Below are 16428 nucleotides of genomic sequence, written 5' to 3'. Positions count from 1 at the left end.
TTTAGCACACTCTCCCCATGCAATCTATCGGCCGACCAAGGCGGTGGTTTTTCCTTGACCGGGAACCGCACGGGCGCCACTCTGACGCCACTTTTCAAGCCTTGCGCCCCACTAAATTTTCGAGGAAACAACCCATGAGCGTTCGCGTCGGGATTGTCATGGACCCTATCGCCAGCATCTCCTATAAAAAGGACAGCTCGCTGGCCATGCTGCTGGCCGCCCAGGCTCGCGGCTGGACCCTGTTCTATATGGAGCAGCGTGACCTGTACCAGGGCGCCGGTGTGGCCCGGGCAAGATGCGCCCGCTGCAGGTCTTCGCCAACCCGGAAAAATGGTTCGAACTGGACGCCGAGATCGACAGCCCCCTGAGCGACCTGGACGTGATCCTGATGCGCAAGGATCCGCCGTTCGACATGGAATTCGTCTACTCCACCTACCTGCTGGAACAGGCCGAGCGTGACGGCGTACTGGTCGTCAACAAGCCCCAGAGCCTGCGCGACTGCAATGAAAAGCTGTTCGCCACCCTGTTCCCCCAGTGCACCCCGCCCACCGTGGTCAGCCGCCGCGCCGACGTGCTGCGTGATTTCGCCGCCGAGCATGGCGATGTGATTCTCAAACCCCTGGACGGCATGGGCGGCACCTCGATTTTCCGTCACCGCGCCGGCGACCCGAACCTCTCGGTGATCCTGGAAACCCTGACCGCCCTGGGCACCCAGCAGATCATGGGCCAGGCCTACCTGCCGGCGATCAAAGACGGCGACAAGCGCATCCTGATGATCGACGGCGAGCCTGTGGACTATTGCCTGGCGCGCATCCCGGCAGCCGGTGAAACCCGTGGCAACCTGGCCGCCGGCGGTCGTGGTGAAGCCCGCCCGCTGAGCGACAAGGACCGTTGGATCGCCGCCCAAGTCGGCCCGACGCTGCGGGAGAAGGGCCTGCTGTTCGTCGGCCTCGACGTGATCGGCGAGCACCTGACGGAAATCAACGTCACCAGCCCGACCTGCATCCGCGAAATCGACAATGCCTTCGGCACCAACATTGGCGGGCTGCTGATGGATGCCATCGAGAAGAAGCTGCAAGCCGCTAACCGCAAGCCACAAGCTTGATGTGGATCATGCACAGCTTGTCGCTTGTTGCTTGAAGCACACAGCTTGAAACCAACATTGCGTTATCATGCGCCGCCTGTGAAACCCGCGATGTTGGTTTTGTGATGCTTCCTGTGATGTCGAACCGCTGATGAGCCTCCCGTCCGATCTGCCACCCGAGCTTGCCCATAGCGGCGTGCGCGCGGCCGATCGCCTGGGGTTTACCCTGTTCCTCGCTGCGCTCGTCCACTTGGCGCTGATCCTCGGCCTGGGGTTCTCCTTCGCCGAACCCAAGCAGATCAGCAAAACCCTTGAAATCACCCTGGCCACCTTCAAGAGCGAGGTGGCGCCGAAGAAGGCTGACTTCCTGGCCCAGGAAAACCAGCAAGGCAGCGGCACCCTGGACAAAAAGGCCATTCCGAAGACCACCGAGGTCGCGCCGTTCCAGGAAAACAAGGTGAACAAGGTCACCCCGCCGCCCCCGGTGAAGCCCGAAGCCCAGGAGGCCGCACCCAAGGCCGCGGTCGCGACGACGGCGCCCAAGCCGAAAAAGACCGTCACCCAGCGTGAAGAGGTCAAGACCCAAGCGCCCGCCAAGCCCCCGACTCCGACGTTCGACAGCTCCCAGCTGTCCAGCGACATCGCCAGCCTGGAAGCCGAACTGGCCCAGGAACAGCAGCTGTACGCCAAGCGCCCACGCATCCACCGCCTGAGCGCGGCCTCGACCATGCGCGACAAGGGCGCCTGGTACAAAGACGAGTGGCGCAAGAAGGTCGAACGCATCGGCAACCTCAATTACCCGGACGAAGCCCGGCGCAAGCAGATCTACGGCAACCTGCGGCTGATGGTCTCGATCAACCGCGACGGCTCGCTGTATGAAGTGCTGGTGCTGGAGTCGTCCGGCCAGCCATTGCTGGACCAGGCCGCCCAGCGCATCGTGCGCCTGGCCGCCCCCTTTGCCCCCTTTACCGGCGACCTGTCGGACATCGACCGCCTGGAAATCATCCGCACCTGGCGCTTCGCCCGGGGCGACAAGCTGTCCAGCAACTGATCCTCAGGACGCCATCGCACCTATATAGGAGCCGGCCTGCCGACGATGGAGCCCGCCAGGTTGGCACAAATCCCGATCACGCCCTCCTTGGCCAACGGCACTTCACCCAGGTGGTTGCGCTTGTCAGCCGGGCCCGCCAACGCCACACTAGCGCTCATGAAAAATGTCAGCCCCAGCTACCTCAAGCATCACTTCCTGATCGCCATGCCCCATATGGCCGACCCGAACTTTGCGCACACCTTGACCTACCTGGTCGAGCACAACGCCGGTGGCGCCATGGGGTTGGTGATCAATCGTCCGCAGGACCTGAACCTCGCCGACATCCTTGAGCAACTGCGCCCCGATATCGAGCCGCCCCTGCTGTGCCAGCATGTGCCGATCTTCAGCGGCGGCCCGGTGCAGACCGACCGGGGCTTTGTCCTGCACCCCAGCGGCCCGACCTACCAGGCCACAGTCGAACTTGAAGGATTGTCGCTGTCCACCTCCCAGGACGTGCTGTTCGCCATTGCCGACGGTGTCGGCCCGAGCAAGAGCCTGATCGCCCTGGGCTACGCCGGCTGGGAAGCTGGGCAACTGGAGGCTGAGCTGGCGGACAACGCCTGGCTGACCTGCCCGTTCGACGCCGACATCCTGTTCAACACCAGCAGCGAATTGCGCCTGGAAGCCGCCGCCAAGCACCTGGGGGTCAACCTCAGCCTGCTCACCACTCAGGCGGGCCACGCCTGATGGCTCTGCGACTGATTCTCGGCTTCGACTACGGCACCAAGCAGATCGGCGTGGCCGTCGGCCAGGTCATCACCGGCCAGGCCCGGGAGCTGTGCACCCTCAAGGCGCAGAACGGCATTCCCGACTGGAATCAGGTCGAAGCCCTGATCAAGGAATGGAAACCCGACGCCGTGGTGGTGGGCCTGCCGCTGAACATGGACGGCACCCCCAGCGACATGTGCGCCCGTGCGGAAAAATTCGCCCGGCGCCTGAACGGCCGCTACAACCTGCCCTTCTATACCCACGATGAACGCCTGACCACCTTCGAGGCCAAGGGCGAGCGCCTGGCCCGAGGCGGGCAGAAAGGCAGTTACCGCGACAACCCGGTCGATGCCATCGCCGCCGCCCTGTTGCTGCAAGGCTGGCTCGACGAGAACTCAGCGCTGTTCGAACACTGATCCAGCCCAATCCGCAACAGGCGTGGCGCACCGATGTTTCGCGCCTCCCGGCCATCACACCCGCCCCGCGCCCTGCTCCACGCAGCGGGCGCGGGCCCACGAAGGAGCAACCATGAGCCTGCCCAATCCCGCCGAACTGATCAGCCAGATGGCCGCTGATCTCAATGCCCACCTGGCCAAGCGCGATATCAGCGAGCCACGCTTCATCGGCATTCGCACCGGTGGCGTCTGGGTCGCCCAGGCCTTGCTGGACGCCTTGGGCAGCGACGCGCCCCTGGGCACGCTGGATGTGTCCTTCTACCGCGATGACTTCAGCCAGAACGGCCTGCACCCGCAAGTGCGCCCGTCCGAGCTGCCGTTCGAGATCGAAGGCCAGCACCTGGTGCTGATCGACGACGTGCTGATGAGCGGCCGGACCATCCGCGCTGCCCTCAACGAGCTCTTCGACTACGGCCGACCGGCCAGCGTGACCCTGGTCTGCCTGCTGGACCTGGACGCCGGCGAACTGCCGATCCGCCCCAATGTGGTGGGGGCGACCCTGTCGCTGGCCGCCCACGAGCGGGTAAAATTGTCCGGTCCTGCGCCGCTTCAACTCGAGCTTCAAGACCTCGCCCTCTAACTCGCCCTTTTGAGAGTCCATTGCGATGACGCCTCTAGACGCCAAGCGCCCGCTGCAGCTCAACGATCAGGGCCAGCTGCGCCACTTCCTCTCCCTCGACGGCCTGCAACGCGAGCTGCTGACGGAAATCCTCGACACCGCCGACTCCTTCCTCGAAGTCGGTGGCCGGGCGGTGAAGAAGGTCCCGCTGCTGCGCGGCAAGACCATCTGCAACGTGTTCTTCGAGAACTCGACCCGCACCCGCACCACCTTTGAACTGGCCGCCCAGCGCCTGTCGGCGGACGTGATCACCCTGAACGTGTCCACCTCGTCGGCGAGCAAAGGGGAAACCCTGCTCGACACCCTGCGCAACCTGGAAGCCATGGCCGCCGACATGTTTGTGGTGCGCCACGGCGATTCCGGCGCCGCGCACTTCATCGCCGAACACGTGTGCCCACAAGTGGCCATCATCAACGGCGGCGACGGCCGGCACGCACACCCGACCCAGGGCATGCTCGACATGCTGACCATCCGCCGCCACAAAGGCAGCTTCGAGAACCTCTCGGTGGCCATCGTCGGCGACATCCTGCACTCGCGGGTGGCGCGCTCGAACATGCTGGCCCTGAAAACCCTGGGCTGCCCGGACATCCGCGTGATCGCCCCCAAGACCTTGCTGCCCATCGGCATCGAGCAATACGGCGTGAAGGTCTACACCGACATGGCCGAAGGCCTGAAAGACGTCGACGTGGTGATCATGCTGCGCCTGCAGCGCGAACGCATGCAGGGCGGCCTGCTGCCCAGTGAAGGCGAGTTCTACCGCCTGTTCGGCCTGACCACCGCACGCCTGGCCGGCGCCAAGCCGGACGCCATCGTCATGCACCCGGGCCCGATCAACCGCGGCGTGGAAATCGAGTCGGCGGTGGCCGACGGTCCGCATTCGGTGATTCTCAACCAGGTGACCTACGGCATTGCGGTACGGATGGCGGTGCTGTCCATGGCCATGAGTGGGCAAACCGCCCAGCGACAATTCGAGCAGGAGAACGCCCAGTGAAGCTCAGCATTCTCGGCGCCCGCGTCATCGATCCAAGCAGCGGCCTGGATCAAGTCACCGACCTGCACCTGGAAGCCGGCAAGATCGTCGCCATCGGCGCGGCCCCGGCCGGTTTCAGTGCAAGCGAACACATCGATGCCAAAGGCCTGGTCGCCGCCCCCGGGCTGGTGGACCTCAGCGTCTCCCTGCGTGAGCCGGGCTACAGCCGCAAAGGCAGCATCGCCAGCGAAACCCGCGCCGCCGCTGCCGGTGGCGTCACCAGCCTGTGCTGCCCGCCGCGCACCAAGCCGGTGCTGGACACCTCGGCCGTGGCCGAACTGATCCTCGACCGCGCCCGCGAGGCCGGCAACAGCAAAGTCTTCCCGATCGGTGCCCTGAGCAAAGGCCTGGACGGCGAACAGCTTGCAGAACTGATTGCCTTGCGCGACGCCGGTTGTGTGGCCTTCGGCAACGGCCTGGAGAGTTTCCGCAACACCCGCACCCTGTGCCGCGCCCTGGAATACGCCGCCACGTTCGACCTGACGGTGATTTTCCACTCTCAGGACCGCGACCTGGCCGACGGCGGCCTGGCCCATGAAGGCCCCACTGCCAGCTTCCTCGGCTTGCCGGGCATTCCCGAAACCGCCGAAACCGTGGCCCTGGCCCGGGACCTGTTGCTGGTGGAACAAAGCGGCGTGCGCGCCCACTTCAGCCAGTTGACCAGTGCTCGCGGCGTGGCCCTGATCGCCCAGGCCCAGGCTCGCGGCCTGCCGGTCACCGCCGATGTGGCGCTGTACCAGCTGATCCTCACCGACGAAGCCTTGATCGACTTCTCCAGCCTGTATCACGTGCAACCGCCGCTGCGCTCGCGCGCCGACCGCGATGGCCTGCGCGAAGCCGTGAAGTCCGGGGTGGTACAAGCCATCTCCAGCCATCACCAACCCCACGAGCGGGACGCCAAGCTGGCACCGTTCGGCGCCACGGAACCGGGGATCAGCAGCGTCGAACTGCTGCTGCCCCTGGCCCTGACGCTGGTGGAAGACGGCCTGCTGGACTTACCGACCCTGCTCGCACGCCTCAGCGCCGGCCCGGCCGACGCGCTGCGCCTGCCAGCCGGCAAGCTGGCGGTAGGTGCTCCGGCAGATCTGGTGCTGTTTGACCCGGCCAGCTCCACGGTGGCCGGTGAGCGCTGGCTGTCCAAGGGCGAGAACTGCCCGTTCATCGGCCATAGCCTGCCGGGCGTGGTGCGCTACACCCTGGTGGACGGGCATATCAGCTACCAGGGCTGAAGACAGCGAAGTCTGTTTTCGCCGGCAAGCCGGCTCCTCTCAAGAAGGGGCCGGCTTGCGCCGTTAACGGCGTTTGGCGTTTTCCACGGACACCTGGTCGTTCAGGGTCCAGAAGTCGTACAACACCCCCAGAAACAAGAACCCACCCGTTACCAGGTAGAGCAAGCCGCTGAGCCATTTGCCCTGGTACATGCGATGCACGCCAAAGACCCCGAGAAAGGTCAACAGTATCCAGGCAACGCTGTATTCGATCGGCCCCGCGGTAAAGCGCAGGTCTGCCTCGCGATCCATGGCCGGGATCAGAAACAGGTCGATCAGCCAACCGATGCCCAACAACCCCAAGGTAAAAAACCAGATCGTCCCGGTCACCGGCTTGCCGTAATAAAAGCGGTGCGCCCCGGTAAAACCGAAAATCCACAACAGGTAACCGATCACTTTGCTGTGCGTGTCGAACCCCGAACCGTCCTGCCGATAGCTATTCATCAACGACCCCTTTGAGCGTGATAGATAAATATTCTTAATTTCTTTGTGACTTTTTTACGCGCGGCCGGCACGTGGAAAATGTTACCTTCTGCGCCGTGAAAGCCTTATGCCGCCTGAGTTCTGACGAAGATAGGCGTCAAATTGCCGCTGCTTTGCCGGAGTTGACCCCCAGGTTGAATCGACCAACGGCCTCGGAAGTGACCGAAAAGCTGTTATAAAGTTGCGCGCTAACCCAAAAGAGCCCTGCCTAATGCGTCCATTTTTCAAGACATGGCTAACCATTTGCCTATTAATGCCACTGGCCGCCCACGCCACCAACCGTGAGCAACGACTTCCCAATGTTAATGGCTATACCCCGAAATCCCATGTTTCGCCGGTCACCGCCAAAAACACCAAACAGTCCGTCAAACGCCCTACCCACCTGAGCAAGGTCGACGCCGTCAGCCTGCCGCAGAAAGGCGCCCGCCCGAGCACCACGGTATTGAGCCGTGCGGTGAACGTGCTGGGTACACCTTACCGTTGGGGCGGTAGCAGCCCAAGCAAAGGCTTCGATTGCAGCGGCCTGGTGAAATACGCCTTCAACGATGTCGCCACCATCGACCTTCCACGATCGTCCAGCGCCATGGCCAGCGGCCACGGGCAGAAAGTCGAGCGTAAGGACCTGAAGCCGGGCGACCTGCTGTTCTTCAACATCAAGAGCCGCAAGGTCAACCACGTGGCCATCTACCTGGGCAACGACCGCTTCATCCATGCCCCGCGCCGCGGCAAGGCCGTGACCATCGATACCCTGAAAAAGCCCTACTGGCAGAGCCATTACGTAGTGGCCAAGCGCGTGTTGCCGAAAGAACAGGAACCCCTGCGGGTCGTTCAGCGCTAACACGCGGCGCCCCTCAAGCCTCTATCGCCGGTACGCCAGCTCCCACGGAGCCTGGCGACCCGCGATAAGCCTGCCCCTTCTCTTCCCCCTTCAGAAACTCTCCGGCACCCGCGCCTGTTCACGGGCCTGCTCGCGACTGATCAAGCCTTTGCCCAGCAGCTCTTTCAAGCTCATGTCCAGGGTCCGCATGCCTAGCAGGCCGCTGGTTTGAATCGCCGAGTACATCTGCGCCACCTTGTCCTCACGGATCAGGTTACGAATGGCCGGGCTGCCCAGCATGATCTCGTGGGCCGCCACGCGCCCACCCCCGACCTTCTTCAGCAAGACTTGGGCAATCACCGCCTGCAACGACTCCGCCAGCATCGACCGCACCATGGCCTGCTCATCACCGGGGAACACATCCACCAGCCGGTCGATGGTTTTCGCCGCCGAACTGGTGTGCAGGGTGGCCAATACCACGTGCCCGGTTTCGGCGGCCGTCAGGGCCAGGCGGATGGTTTCCAGGTCCCGCAACTCCCCCACCAGGATCACATCCGGGTCTTCCCGCAGGGCCGAGCGCAGGGCGCTGGCAAAGCTCTGGGTATCGCGGTGCACCTCGCGCTGGTTGACCAGGCAACCCTTGGGCGGGTGGATGAATTCAATGGGGTCTTCGATGGTGAGGATGTGTTGCCGCCGAGTCTGGTTCAGGTGATCGATCATCGCCGCCAGGGTGGTGGATTTGCCCGACCCAGTGGGCCCGGTGACCAGCACCAGACCGCGAGGCACTTCGGCAATCTGCCGAAACACTTGCCCCAGGCCTAGTTGATCCAGGTTCGGCACCCGCGAAGGGATGCTGCGCAACACCGCACCGGCGCCGCGCTGATGCTGGAACGCATTGACCCGAAAGCGCCCCACGGCGGCCAACTCATAAGCGAAGTCGAGGTCCTGTACGGCCTCGAACTCCCGGCGCTGGGCCTCGCTCATCAGGCTGTGAATCAGCGCCAGTACCTGGGGTTGCTGCAGCACCGGCCAGTCGAGGGGCTGGATGTCGCCATCGATGCGCACCATGGGTGCCAGCCCGGCGGACAGATGCAGGTCGGAGGCGCCCCAGGCAGCGCTCAGGAGCAACAGCTCAGTGATGTCCATAGTGTTCCGCAATTCCAGTAGAATGCCGCCAACCTCAAACCCGCTGGCGCAGATCGAATGTCCACGATAGCAGACAACATTGCCCTGGTCGGCGCACGCATCCGCGCCGCGAGCCTGGCCGCACAGCGCGCTGAAGACAGCGTGCAACTGCTGGCGGTGAGCAAGACCAAACCCTCGCAAGCCCTGCGTGAGGCTTACGCCGCCGGCCTTCGCGACTTCGGTGAGAACTACCTGCAGGAAGCCCTGGGCAAACAGCAGGAGTTGAGCGACCTGCCCTTGATCTGGCACTTCATCGGCCCCATTCAGTCGAACAAGACGCGTTCTATTGCCGAACATTTCGACTGGGTGCATTCCGTGGACCGCCTGAAGATTGCCCAACGCTTGTCCGAGCAACGGCCAGCCGAGCTGCCGCCGTTGAACATCTGTATTCAGGTCAACGTCAGTGGTGAAGCCAGCAAGTCCGGCTGCACCCCGGCCGACCTGCCTGCCCTGGCCAGCGCCATCAGCGCCTTGCCGCGCCTGAAGCTGCGCGGGCTGATGGCGATTCCCGAGCCGACTGAAGATCGCGCCGCCCAGGACGCCGCCTTTGCTGCCGTCGGTGCCTTGAACAAGCACCTGCAAGACAGCCTCAACCTGCCACTCGACACACTGTCCATGGGCATGAGCCACGACCTCGAAGCGGCCATCGCCCAGGGCGCCACCTGGGTGCGGATCGGTACCGCGCTGTTTGGCGCCCGTGACTACGGCCAGCCCTGACGTGGCTGGCTCTTCTATTAATAAGGATCTGTCATGAGCAAGACTCGTATCGCCTTTATCGGCGCTGGCAACATGGCTGCCAGCTTGATCGGCGGCCTGCGGGCCAAAGGGCTGGACGCGGCGCAGATCCGCGCCAGCGACCCGGGCGCCGAAACCCGCGCCAAGGTCCAGGCCGAACACGGCATTGACGTGTTTGCCGATAACGCCGAGGCCATCCTCGGCGTGGACGTTATTGTCCTCGCGGTCAAGCCCCAGGCCATGAAAGCCGTGTGCCAGGACCTGCGCCCGCACCTGCAAGGCAACCAGTTGGTGGTGTCCATCGCCGCTGGCATCACCTGCGCCAGCATGCGCAACTGGCTCGGCGACCAACCGATTGTGCGCTGCATGCCCAACACCCCGGCGCTGCTGCGCCAGGGCGTCAGCGGCCTGTACGCCACCGAAGAGGTCAGTGCCCAGCAGCGGCAACAGGCCGAAGACTTGCTGTCTGCCGTGGGCATCGCCCTGTGGCTGGAGCAGGAGCAACAACTGGATGCGGTGACCGCCGTCTCCGGCAGCGGCCCGGCGTACTTCTTCCTGCTGATCGAAGCCATGACCGCCGCTGGCGAGAAACTCGGCCTGCCTCGGGAAACCGCAGCCCAACTGACCCTGCAAACCGCCCTGGGCGCCGCGCACATGGCCGTATCCAGTGATGTGGACGCCGCCGAACTGCGCCGCCGCGTGACCTCGCCCGCCGGCACCACCGAAGCGGCGATCAAGTCGTTCCAGGCCAATGGTTTCGAAGCCCTGGTGGAAAAAGCATTGGGTGCCGCCGCGCACCGCTCGGCCGAAATGGCCGAACAACTGGGCCAATAAAGGAGCCGATGATGATTGGATTGAATACTGCGGCGGTGTACGTGCTGCAAACCCTGGGCAGCCTGTACCTGCTGATCGTGCTGCTGCGTTTTGTGCTGCAACTGGTCCGCGCCAACTTCTACAACCCGCTGTGCCAGTTCGCCGTACGCGCCACTCAACCGCTGCTCAAGCCAATGCGTCGGATCATTCCCAGTGTATTCGGCCTGGACATGTCGTCCCTGGTGCTGGCGATCCTGGTGCAACTGGCACTGATGGCCCTGACCCTGCTGCTGACCTACGGCACCACCGGCAATCCGCTGCAGTTGCTGGTCTGGTCGCTGATCGGTGTGACCGCGCTGTTCCTGAAGATTTTCTTCTTCGCCCTGATCATCAGCGTGATCCTGTCCTGGGTCGCCCCCGGCAGCCACAACCCTGGCGCCGAACTGGTGAACCAGATCTGCGAACCGGCCCTGGCGCCGTTCCGGCGCATCCTGCCGAGCATGGGCGGCCTGGATATCTCGCCGATCCTGGCGTTCATGGTGCTCAAGCTGCTGGACATGCTGGTGATCAACAACCTCGCGGCGATGACCATGATGCCGGAAATCCTCCGTCTGCTGATCTGACGCCGACCCATGAGTTATTTCCGCTGGGACGGTGACGATCTGCTGCTCGATTGTCACCTGCAACCCAAGGCCAGCAGCGACGAGTTCGCTGGCCTGCATGGGGAACGCCTGAAGATCCGCCTGACCGCGCCCCCGGTGGAAGGCAAGGCCAACGCGCACCTGATGGCGTTCCTGGCCAAGGCCTTCGGTATCCCCAAAAGCAATGTCAGCCTGGTCAGTGGCGAGTTGAACCGACAAAAGCGCGTGCGCTTGCAAGCGCCGAAAAAACTGCCGGACCTGCCAGGCCTGACACGCCCCACCTGATACTCACCACGCCACCCCGCACCTGTAGGCGCTGGCTTGCCAGCGATGGCGTCGCACAGATTGCCGCCCTATCCGAAGGCCCTTCGCCGGCAAGCCGGCTCCTCCATGATCCCCGTCGTTTTGGACAATAAAACGCCGGCCCGGGCTTTGCTTGCCGCTGGGGGCAGCGGTCTTTAGACTTACGCCTCATTTGAATGAGAGCAGGGTCGATGCCAACTGCCTTCCCCCCCGATTCTGTTGGTCTGGTCACACCGCAAATAGCCCATTTCAGCGAGCCCCTGGCCCTGGCCTGCGGCCGTGCGCTGCCAGCCTACGATCTGATCTACGAAACCTACGGCCAGCTCAACGCCACGGCGAGCAATGCCGTGCTGATTTGCCATGCCCTCTCCGGCCATCACCACGCCGCCGGCTACCACAGCGTCGACGACCGCAAGCCCGGTTGGTGGGACAGCTGCATCGGCCCTGGCAAGCCCATCGATACCCGCAAATTCTTTGTGGTCAGTCTGAACAACCTCGGCGGCTGCAACGGCTCCACCGGCCCCAGCAGCCTCAACCCGGAAACCGGCAAGCCCTTTGGCGCCGACTTCCCGGTGCTGACCGTGGAAGACTGGGTGCACAGCCAGGCGCGCCTGGCGGATCGCCTGGGCATCGGCCAATGGGCAGCCGTGATCGGCGGCAGCCTCGGCGGCATGCAGGCCCTGCAATGGACCATCACCTACCCGGACCGGGTACGCCATTGCCTGGCCATCGCCTCGGCACCCAAGCTCTCGGCGCAGAACATTGCCTTCAACGAAGTGGCGCGCCAGGCGATCCTGACCGACCCCGAGTTCCACGGCGGTTCGTTCCAGGAACAAGGCGTGATCCCCAAACGCGGGCTGATGCTCGCGCGCATGGTCGGGCACATCACCTACCTGTCCGATGACTCCATGGGCGAAAAATTCGGCCGTGGCCTGAAGAGCGAGAAGCTCAACTACGACTTCCACAGTGTCGAGTTCCAGGTGGAAAGCTACCTGCGTTATCAGGGTGAAGAGTTCTCCGGGCGTTTCGACGCCAACACCTACCTGCTGATGACCAAGGCCCTGGATTACTTCGACCCGGCGGCCAACTGCAACGATGACCTGGCGAAAACCTTCGCCGACGCCACCGCCAAGTTCTGCGTGATGTCCTTCACCACCGACTGGCGCTTCTCCCCGGCCCGCTCCCGGGAGCTGGTGGATGCGCTGATGGCGGCGCGCAAGGATGTCTGCTACCTGGAGATCGACGCGCCCCAGGGGCACGATGCCTTCCTGATTCCGATCCCGCGTTACCTGCAGGCCTTTAGTCACTACATGAACCGCATAACCCTGTGAGGACACGATGAGAGCCGATCTGGAAATCATCCAGGAATGGATCCCCGCCGGCAGCCGCGTCCTCGACCTGGGCTGCGGTAACGGCGAGCTGCTGAGCTGGCTGCAGGAGCACAAGCAAGTCACCGGCTACGGCCTGGAAAACGACCCGGACAACATCGCCGAGTGCGTGGCCAAGGGCATCAACGTGATCGAGCAGGACCTGGACAAGGGCCTGGGCAACTTTGCCAGCAACAGCTTCGACATCGTGGTCATGACCCAGGCCCTGCAAGCCGTGCACTACCCGGACCGGATCCTCGACGAAATGCTCCGGGTCGGCCGCCAGTGCATCATCACCTTCCCCAACTTCGGTCACTGGCGCTGCCGCTGGTACCTGGCCAGCAAGGGCCGCATGCCGGTGTCGGAGTTCCTCCCGTACACCTGGTACAACACGCCGAACATCCACTTCTGCACCTTCGAGGATTTCGAAGCCCTGTGCCGTGGACGCGAAGCCCGGGTGCTCGACCGACTTGCCGTCGATCAACAACACCGGCACGGGTGGGCCAGTAAGCTATGGCCTAACCTGTTAGGTGAGATCGGCATCTACCGGGTCAGCAGCCCCGGCCTGCAAGAACACAAGGTCGCGGTATAACCCCTTTTGCGTGAGGAGAACGACCATGGGTCGCTTGGTGACTTTTTTATTGGCAGCCTGCCTGAGCATGACGGCGCTCGCCGCCGATGTGATCAAGGGCGAGCGCAAGGAAGTGTTCGGTGACATCACCGTGCACTACAACACCTTCAACTCCACCTACCTGCAACCGGACATCGCCAAGGCCGCAGAGCTGATCCGCAGCAAGAACCAGGGCGTGATCAATGTCTCGGTGATCAAGGCAGGCACCCCGGCCATCGCCCAGGTCAGCGGCACCATCAAGGACCTGACCAGCAAGAGCCTGCCCCTGAACTTCAAGCAGGTCACCGAGCAGGGCGCGATCTATTACATCGCCCAGTTCCCGGTGGAACAGCAGGAAACCCGAACCTTTACCATCAATGTACAAACTGGCGGCGATACCCACAGCTTCAGTTTCAACCAAGAGCTTTTCCCAGGCGAATGATGAACCTCACCCAACTCGTACTGGCCAGCCATAACGCCGGCAAACTCAAAGAACTCCAGGCCATGCTCGGCGCCTCGGTGCAATTGCGCTCGATCGGTGAGTTCAGTCAGGTTGAACCGGAAGAGACCGGCCTGTCGTTCGTCGAGAACGCAATCCTCAAGGCCCGCAACGCCTCGCGGATTTCCGGCCTGCCGGCCCTGGCGGATGATTCGGGCCTGGCGGTGGACTTCCTCGGTGGCGCGCCGGGCATCTATTCCGCGCGTTATGCCGATGGCCAGGGCGATGCGGCGAACAACGCCAAGTTGCTGGAGGCCCTGAAAGAAGTGCCGGATGCCGAGCGCGGCGCCCAGTTCGTCTGCGTGCTGGCTTTGGTTCGGCATGCCGACGACCCACTGCCGATCCTCTGCGAAGGTCTGTGGCACGGGCGTATCCTCCACGCCGCCAGCGGCGAGCACGGCTTTGGCTACGACCCGTTGTTCTGGGTTCCGGAGCGTGATTGCTCCAGCGCCGAGCTGAGCCCCGGCGACAAGAACCAGATCAGCCACCGTGCCCGCGCCATGGCTATCCTGCGTCAACGCCTGGGTCTGCAATGACCAAAGACGCCTCTGCGCCGCCGCTGATTCACGGCAGCGCACCCACCCCTCGAGCGGCCCTGCCCCAACTGCCGCCCCTGGCGCTGTACATCCATATTCCGTGGTGTGTACGCAAATGCCCTTACTGCGATTTCAACTCCCACACCGCCAGCCCCGAGCTGCCGGAAGAAGCGTACATCGACGCGCTGCTGGCCGACCTCGACCAGGACCTGCACGCGGTCTACGGCCGTGAGCTGAGTTCGATCTTCTTCGGTGGCGGCACGCCCAGCCTGTTCAGTGCGGCGGCCCTGGGTCGCCTGCTGGAAGGGGTGGAGCAACGCATTGCGTTTGCCAGCGACATCGAGATCACCCTGGAAGCCAACCCCGGGACCTTCGAGCAAGAAAAATTCACCGCTTACCGCGCCCTGGGCATCAACCGCCTGTCGATCGGCATCCAGAGCTTCCAGGAGCAGAAGCTCAAGGCCCTGGGCCGGATCCACAACGGTGCCGAAGCGATCCGCGCTGCCGACATGGCGCGCCAGGCCGGCTTCGACAACTTCAACCTGGACCTGATGCACGGCCTGCCCGACCAGTCCCTGGAAGACGCCCTCGGCGACCTGCGCCAGGCCATCGCCATGCGCCCGACCCATCTGTCCTGGTACCAACTGACCCTGGAACCCAACACGGTGTTCTGGAACCAGCCGCCGGTGCTGCCGGAAGACGACACCCTGTGGGACATCCAGGAAGCCGGCCAGGCGCTGTTGGCCGAGCACGGCTACGCCCAGTATGAGGTGTCCGCCTATGCCCAGCCCGGGCGTGCGGCACGGCACAACCTCAACTACTGGAGCTTCGGCGACTTCATCGGCATCGGTGCCGGCGCCCACGGCAAGCTCAGCCATCCGGACGGGCGCATCGTGCGCACTTGGAAAACCCGCCTGCCGAAGGACTACCTGAACCCGGCCAAAACCTTCAAAGCCGGGGAAAAAGCCCTGGCCAATGAAGAGCTGCCGTTCGAGTTCCTGATGAACGCCCTGCGCCTGACCGATGGCGTCGATGCGGCCCTTTTCGCCGAGCGCACCGGCCTGTCCCTGGACAGCCTGGGCGAAGCCCGTCGCGATGCCGAACAAAGTGGCTTGTTGCAGGTCGAACCGTCACGCCTGGCGGCTACGGCCCGTGGCCAACTCTTCCTCAATGACCTGCTGCAACACTTTCTGATCTAAGGAAATCGAATGGATTTGGTACTCGATCTGCTCGCCACCGTGTCTCGCTGGAGCCGCAGCAACCTTTCGGAAATTTCCCTGGCCCTGGTGGGCTGCCTGCTGGTGCTGTTCGGCGCTGATATCAAAGGCTGGGTCGAGCAACGCCTGGGCGGCGTCGCCGGCGCCCTGCGGGTACCTCTGATGGCCCTGCTGTGCATGATCGGCAGCGGCTTGGCACTGATCTATGCCACCCCATGGATCGTTCGCGGCCTGAGCCAGTTCAACAACTACAGCCTGGCACCGGTGTTGCTGGTGGTGTTGGTGCTGATTGGCGTGGTGGCGGATCGTCGCTGATTCGTCAGGGTTTGATCGCCGTCAAGCCGGCTCCTAAGCCGGCGCGGGGACGTGAGCGGGGATACCCGCTATCAAGGATGAGCATGAGCAAGAAAATCATCGACGACACCAGCAAGTTCCTCAGCTACGTACTACGCCATGAACCCCAGGCCATTGGCCTGGAACTGGACAGTGAGGGCTGGGGCGATATCGACGCGCTGATCGGCGGCGCGGCGCAAGACGGCCGAGCACTGACTCGGGCGTTGATCGAACACGTGGTGGAGAGCAACGACAAGAAACGCTTTGCTCTTTCGGCCGACGGCCAGCGCATCCGCGCAGTGCAAGGCCACTCCAATAACAGCGTGCAGCTGCAATTGGACGAAAAACAGCCACCGGCCATTCTCTACCACGGCACGGCCAGCCGTTTTATGGATTCGATCAATGAGCAGGGGCTGATTCCGGGTTCACGGCATCACGTGCACCTGTCCCAGGAGATCGAAACCGCCAAGGCCGTGGGCCAGCGTTACGGCAAGGTGGTGCTGCTGCAGATCGATGCCCAGGCCATGCAGGCCCAGGGCTTCAAGTTCTATCAGGCAGAGAATGGGGTGTGGCTGACCGACCAGGTGCCGGTGAGCTTTATCAGCACGTTGTAGGGGCCAGCTTGCTTGCTGGCG

The 16428-nt window shown here is 63.5% G+C and carries 20 protein-coding genes and 1 pseudogene; 19 read left to right on the top strand and 2 right to left on the bottom strand.

Annotated elements, in window-relative coordinates; all coding sequences use genetic code 11:
- Positions 1 to 17: 17 nt before the first annotated feature.
- From gshB to M1B35_RS18610, 7 genes and pseudogenes are all read left to right on the top strand, one after another.
- Positions 18 to 1105: pseudogene (gene gshB / locus M1B35_RS18640) on the top strand (glutathione synthase).
- 130 nt (positions 1106 to 1235) lie between these two features.
- The gene (locus tag M1B35_RS18635) at positions 1236 to 2135 is read left to right on the top strand and encodes an energy transducer TonB (RefSeq protein ID WP_123327619.1); all 900 of its coding nucleotides are present in this window, start codon (positions 1236 to 1238) and stop codon (positions 2133 to 2135) included.
- Positions 2136 to 2291: 156 nt separating this feature from the next.
- Positions 2292 to 2861: a YqgE/AlgH family protein gene (locus M1B35_RS18630; RefSeq protein ID WP_123327620.1), complete on the top strand. Its 570-nt coding sequence runs from the start codon at positions 2292 to 2294 to the stop codon at positions 2859 to 2861.
- Entirely contained in the window at positions 2861 to 3298 is a 438-nt protein-coding gene (ruvX, locus tag M1B35_RS18625; RefSeq protein ID WP_123327621.1) for a Holliday junction resolvase RuvX, read from the top strand. Before M1B35_RS18630 ends, ruvX begins: the two co-directional genes overlap by 1 nt.
- A 112-nt stretch (positions 3299 to 3410) precedes the next feature.
- Positions 3411 to 3917 carry a bifunctional pyr operon transcriptional regulator/uracil phosphoribosyltransferase PyrR gene (gene pyrR, locus M1B35_RS18620; RefSeq protein ID WP_268262731.1) on the top strand — a complete coding sequence of 169 codons (507 nt, stop codon included), beginning with the start codon at positions 3411 to 3413 and terminating at the stop codon, positions 3915 to 3917.
- A gap of 25 nt (positions 3918 to 3942) precedes the next feature.
- Positions 3943 to 4947: an aspartate carbamoyltransferase catalytic subunit gene (locus M1B35_RS18615; protein WP_123327623.1), complete on the top strand. Its 1005-nt coding sequence runs from the start codon at positions 3943 to 3945 to the stop codon at positions 4945 to 4947.
- Complete coding sequence (locus M1B35_RS18610) at positions 4944 to 6215, top strand: dihydroorotase (RefSeq protein ID WP_123327624.1); 1272 nt, start codon at positions 4944 to 4946, stop codon at positions 6213 to 6215. The genes M1B35_RS18615 and M1B35_RS18610 overlap by 4 nt, the downstream gene beginning before the upstream one ends.
- Positions 6216 to 6278: 63 nt before the next feature.
- Here the strand turns inward: M1B35_RS18610 and M1B35_RS18605 are convergent, their stop codons facing one another.
- Positions 6279 to 6698: an NINE protein gene (locus M1B35_RS18605; RefSeq protein ID WP_268262730.1), complete on the bottom strand. Its 420-nt coding sequence runs from the start codon at positions 6696 to 6698 to the stop codon at positions 6279 to 6281.
- A gap of 250 nt (positions 6699 to 6948) precedes the next feature.
- Here M1B35_RS18605 and M1B35_RS18600 point away from each other — a divergent pair, with 250 nt between their 5' ends.
- Positions 6949 to 7575: a C40 family peptidase gene (locus M1B35_RS18600; RefSeq protein ID WP_123327626.1), complete on the top strand. Its 627-nt coding sequence runs from the start codon at positions 6949 to 6951 to the stop codon at positions 7573 to 7575.
- 90 nt (positions 7576 to 7665) lie between these two features.
- Here M1B35_RS18600 and M1B35_RS18595 read toward each other — a convergent pair whose 3' ends face one another.
- Positions 7666 to 8700, bottom strand: coding sequence for a type IV pilus twitching motility protein PilT (locus tag M1B35_RS18595; RefSeq protein ID WP_268262729.1), 1035 nt, complete (start codon positions 8698 to 8700; stop codon positions 7666 to 7668).
- Positions 8701 to 8757: 57 nt separating this feature from the next.
- On the opposite strand from M1B35_RS18595, the gene M1B35_RS18590 reads away from it, so the two are divergent.
- The 11 genes from M1B35_RS18590 (at position 8758) to M1B35_RS18540 (ending at position 16407) form a co-directional block, all read left to right on the top strand.
- Complete coding sequence (locus M1B35_RS18590; protein WP_123327628.1) at positions 8758 to 9456, top strand: YggS family pyridoxal phosphate-dependent enzyme; 699 nt, start codon at positions 8758 to 8760, stop codon at positions 9454 to 9456.
- Between the two features lie 33 nt (positions 9457 to 9489).
- Positions 9490 to 10308, top strand: a complete 819-nt coding sequence (proC, locus tag M1B35_RS18585) for a pyrroline-5-carboxylate reductase (RefSeq protein WP_268262728.1) — start codon at positions 9490 to 9492, stop codon at positions 10306 to 10308.
- 11 nt (positions 10309 to 10319) lie between these two features.
- The gene (locus M1B35_RS18580; RefSeq protein ID WP_123327630.1) at positions 10320 to 10910 is read left to right on the top strand and encodes a YggT family protein; all 591 of its coding nucleotides are present in this window, start codon (positions 10320 to 10322) and stop codon (positions 10908 to 10910) included.
- 9 nt (positions 10911 to 10919) lie between these two features.
- Positions 10920 to 11213, top strand: coding sequence for a DUF167 domain-containing protein (locus M1B35_RS18575; protein WP_268262727.1), 294 nt, complete (start codon positions 10920 to 10922; stop codon positions 11211 to 11213).
- Between the two features lie 209 nt (positions 11214 to 11422).
- On the top strand, positions 11423 to 12562 hold the full coding sequence (gene metX / locus M1B35_RS18570; RefSeq protein ID WP_268262726.1) for a homoserine O-succinyltransferase MetX: 1140 nt from the start codon (positions 11423 to 11425) through the stop codon (positions 12560 to 12562).
- Between the two features lie 7 nt (positions 12563 to 12569).
- A complete protein-coding gene (metW, locus tag M1B35_RS18565) occupies positions 12570 to 13190 on the top strand; it encodes a methionine biosynthesis protein MetW (RefSeq protein WP_123327633.1) in 621 nt (206 codons plus the stop codon).
- 25 nt (positions 13191 to 13215) lie between these two features.
- A complete protein-coding gene (locus M1B35_RS18560; protein ID WP_123327634.1) occupies positions 13216 to 13650 on the top strand; it encodes a DUF4426 domain-containing protein in 435 nt (144 codons plus the stop codon).
- Positions 13647 to 14243: an RdgB/HAM1 family non-canonical purine NTP pyrophosphatase gene (gene rdgB, locus M1B35_RS18555; protein ID WP_185039006.1), complete on the top strand. Its 597-nt coding sequence runs from the start codon at positions 13647 to 13649 to the stop codon at positions 14241 to 14243. Before M1B35_RS18560 ends, rdgB begins: the two co-directional genes overlap by 4 nt.
- Positions 14240 to 15442: a radical SAM family heme chaperone HemW gene (gene hemW, locus M1B35_RS18550; RefSeq protein WP_268262725.1), complete on the top strand. Its 1203-nt coding sequence runs from the start codon at positions 14240 to 14242 to the stop codon at positions 15440 to 15442. Before rdgB ends, hemW begins: the two co-directional genes overlap by 4 nt.
- Positions 15443 to 15451: 9 nt before the next feature.
- Positions 15452 to 15775, top strand: a complete 324-nt coding sequence (locus M1B35_RS18545) for a DUF3392 domain-containing protein (RefSeq protein ID WP_123327637.1) — start codon at positions 15452 to 15454, stop codon at positions 15773 to 15775.
- Between the two features lie 83 nt (positions 15776 to 15858).
- Positions 15859 to 16407: an RNA 2'-phosphotransferase gene (locus M1B35_RS18540; protein ID WP_268262724.1), complete on the top strand. Its 549-nt coding sequence runs from the start codon at positions 15859 to 15861 to the stop codon at positions 16405 to 16407.
- Positions 16408 to 16428: the final 21 nt, after the last annotated feature.

Source organism: Pseudomonas morbosilactucae, from assembly GCF_023241665.1.
GTDB lineage: Bacteria > Pseudomonadota > Gammaproteobacteria > Pseudomonadales > Pseudomonadaceae > Aquipseudomonas > Aquipseudomonas morbosilactucae.
This window is presented reverse-complemented; position numbering and strand designations above follow the sequence as displayed.

Excerpts from the sequence above, each read along its gene's own strand:
- M1B35_RS18575 (WP_268262727.1), top strand. The coding sequence starts at position 10,920 with ATGAGTTATTTCCGCTGGGACGGTGACGATCTGCTGCTCGATTGTCAC.
- M1B35_RS18635 (WP_123327619.1), top strand. The coding sequence starts at position 1,236 with ATGAGCCTCCCGTCCGATCTGCCACCCGAGCTTGCCCATAGCGGCGTG.
- M1B35_RS18560 (WP_123327634.1), top strand. The coding sequence starts at position 13,216 with ATGGGTCGCTTGGTGACTTTTTTATTGGCAGCCTGCCTGAGCATGACG.
- ruvX (WP_123327621.1), top strand. The coding sequence starts at position 2,861 with ATGGCTCTGCGACTGATTCTCGGCTTCGACTACGGCACCAAGCAGATC.
- rdgB (WP_185039006.1), top strand. The coding sequence starts at position 13,647 with ATGATGAACCTCACCCAACTCGTACTGGCCAGCCATAACGCCGGCAAA.
- pyrR (WP_268262731.1), top strand. The coding sequence starts at position 3,411 with ATGAGCCTGCCCAATCCCGCCGAACTGATCAGCCAGATGGCCGCTGAT.
- M1B35_RS18580 (WP_123327630.1), top strand. The coding sequence starts at position 10,320 with ATGATTGGATTGAATACTGCGGCGGTGTACGTGCTGCAAACCCTGGGC.
- M1B35_RS18545 (WP_123327637.1), top strand. The coding sequence starts at position 15,452 with ATGGATTTGGTACTCGATCTGCTCGCCACCGTGTCTCGCTGGAGCCGC.
- M1B35_RS18595 (WP_268262729.1), bottom strand. The coding sequence starts at position 8,700 with ATGGACATCACTGAGCTGTTGCTCCTGAGCGCTGCCTGGGGCGCCTCC.
- M1B35_RS18605 (WP_268262730.1), bottom strand. The coding sequence starts at position 6,698 with ATGAATAGCTATCGGCAGGACGGTTCGGGGTTCGACACGCACAGCAAA.
- M1B35_RS18590 (WP_123327628.1), top strand. The coding sequence starts at position 8,758 with ATGTCCACGATAGCAGACAACATTGCCCTGGTCGGCGCACGCATCCGC.
- proC (WP_268262728.1), top strand. The coding sequence starts at position 9,490 with ATGAGCAAGACTCGTATCGCCTTTATCGGCGCTGGCAACATGGCTGCC.
- hemW (WP_268262725.1), top strand. The coding sequence starts at position 14,240 with ATGACCAAAGACGCCTCTGCGCCGCCGCTGATTCACGGCAGCGCACCC.
- M1B35_RS18600 (WP_123327626.1), top strand. The coding sequence starts at position 6,949 with ATGCGTCCATTTTTCAAGACATGGCTAACCATTTGCCTATTAATGCCA.
- metW (WP_123327633.1), top strand. The coding sequence starts at position 12,570 with ATGAGAGCCGATCTGGAAATCATCCAGGAATGGATCCCCGCCGGCAGC.
- M1B35_RS18615 (WP_123327623.1), top strand. The coding sequence starts at position 3,943 with ATGACGCCTCTAGACGCCAAGCGCCCGCTGCAGCTCAACGATCAGGGC.
- M1B35_RS18630 (WP_123327620.1), top strand. The coding sequence starts at position 2,292 with ATGAAAAATGTCAGCCCCAGCTACCTCAAGCATCACTTCCTGATCGCC.
- M1B35_RS18540 (WP_268262724.1), top strand. The coding sequence starts at position 15,859 with ATGAGCAAGAAAATCATCGACGACACCAGCAAGTTCCTCAGCTACGTA.
- metX (WP_268262726.1), top strand. The coding sequence starts at position 11,423 with ATGCCAACTGCCTTCCCCCCCGATTCTGTTGGTCTGGTCACACCGCAA.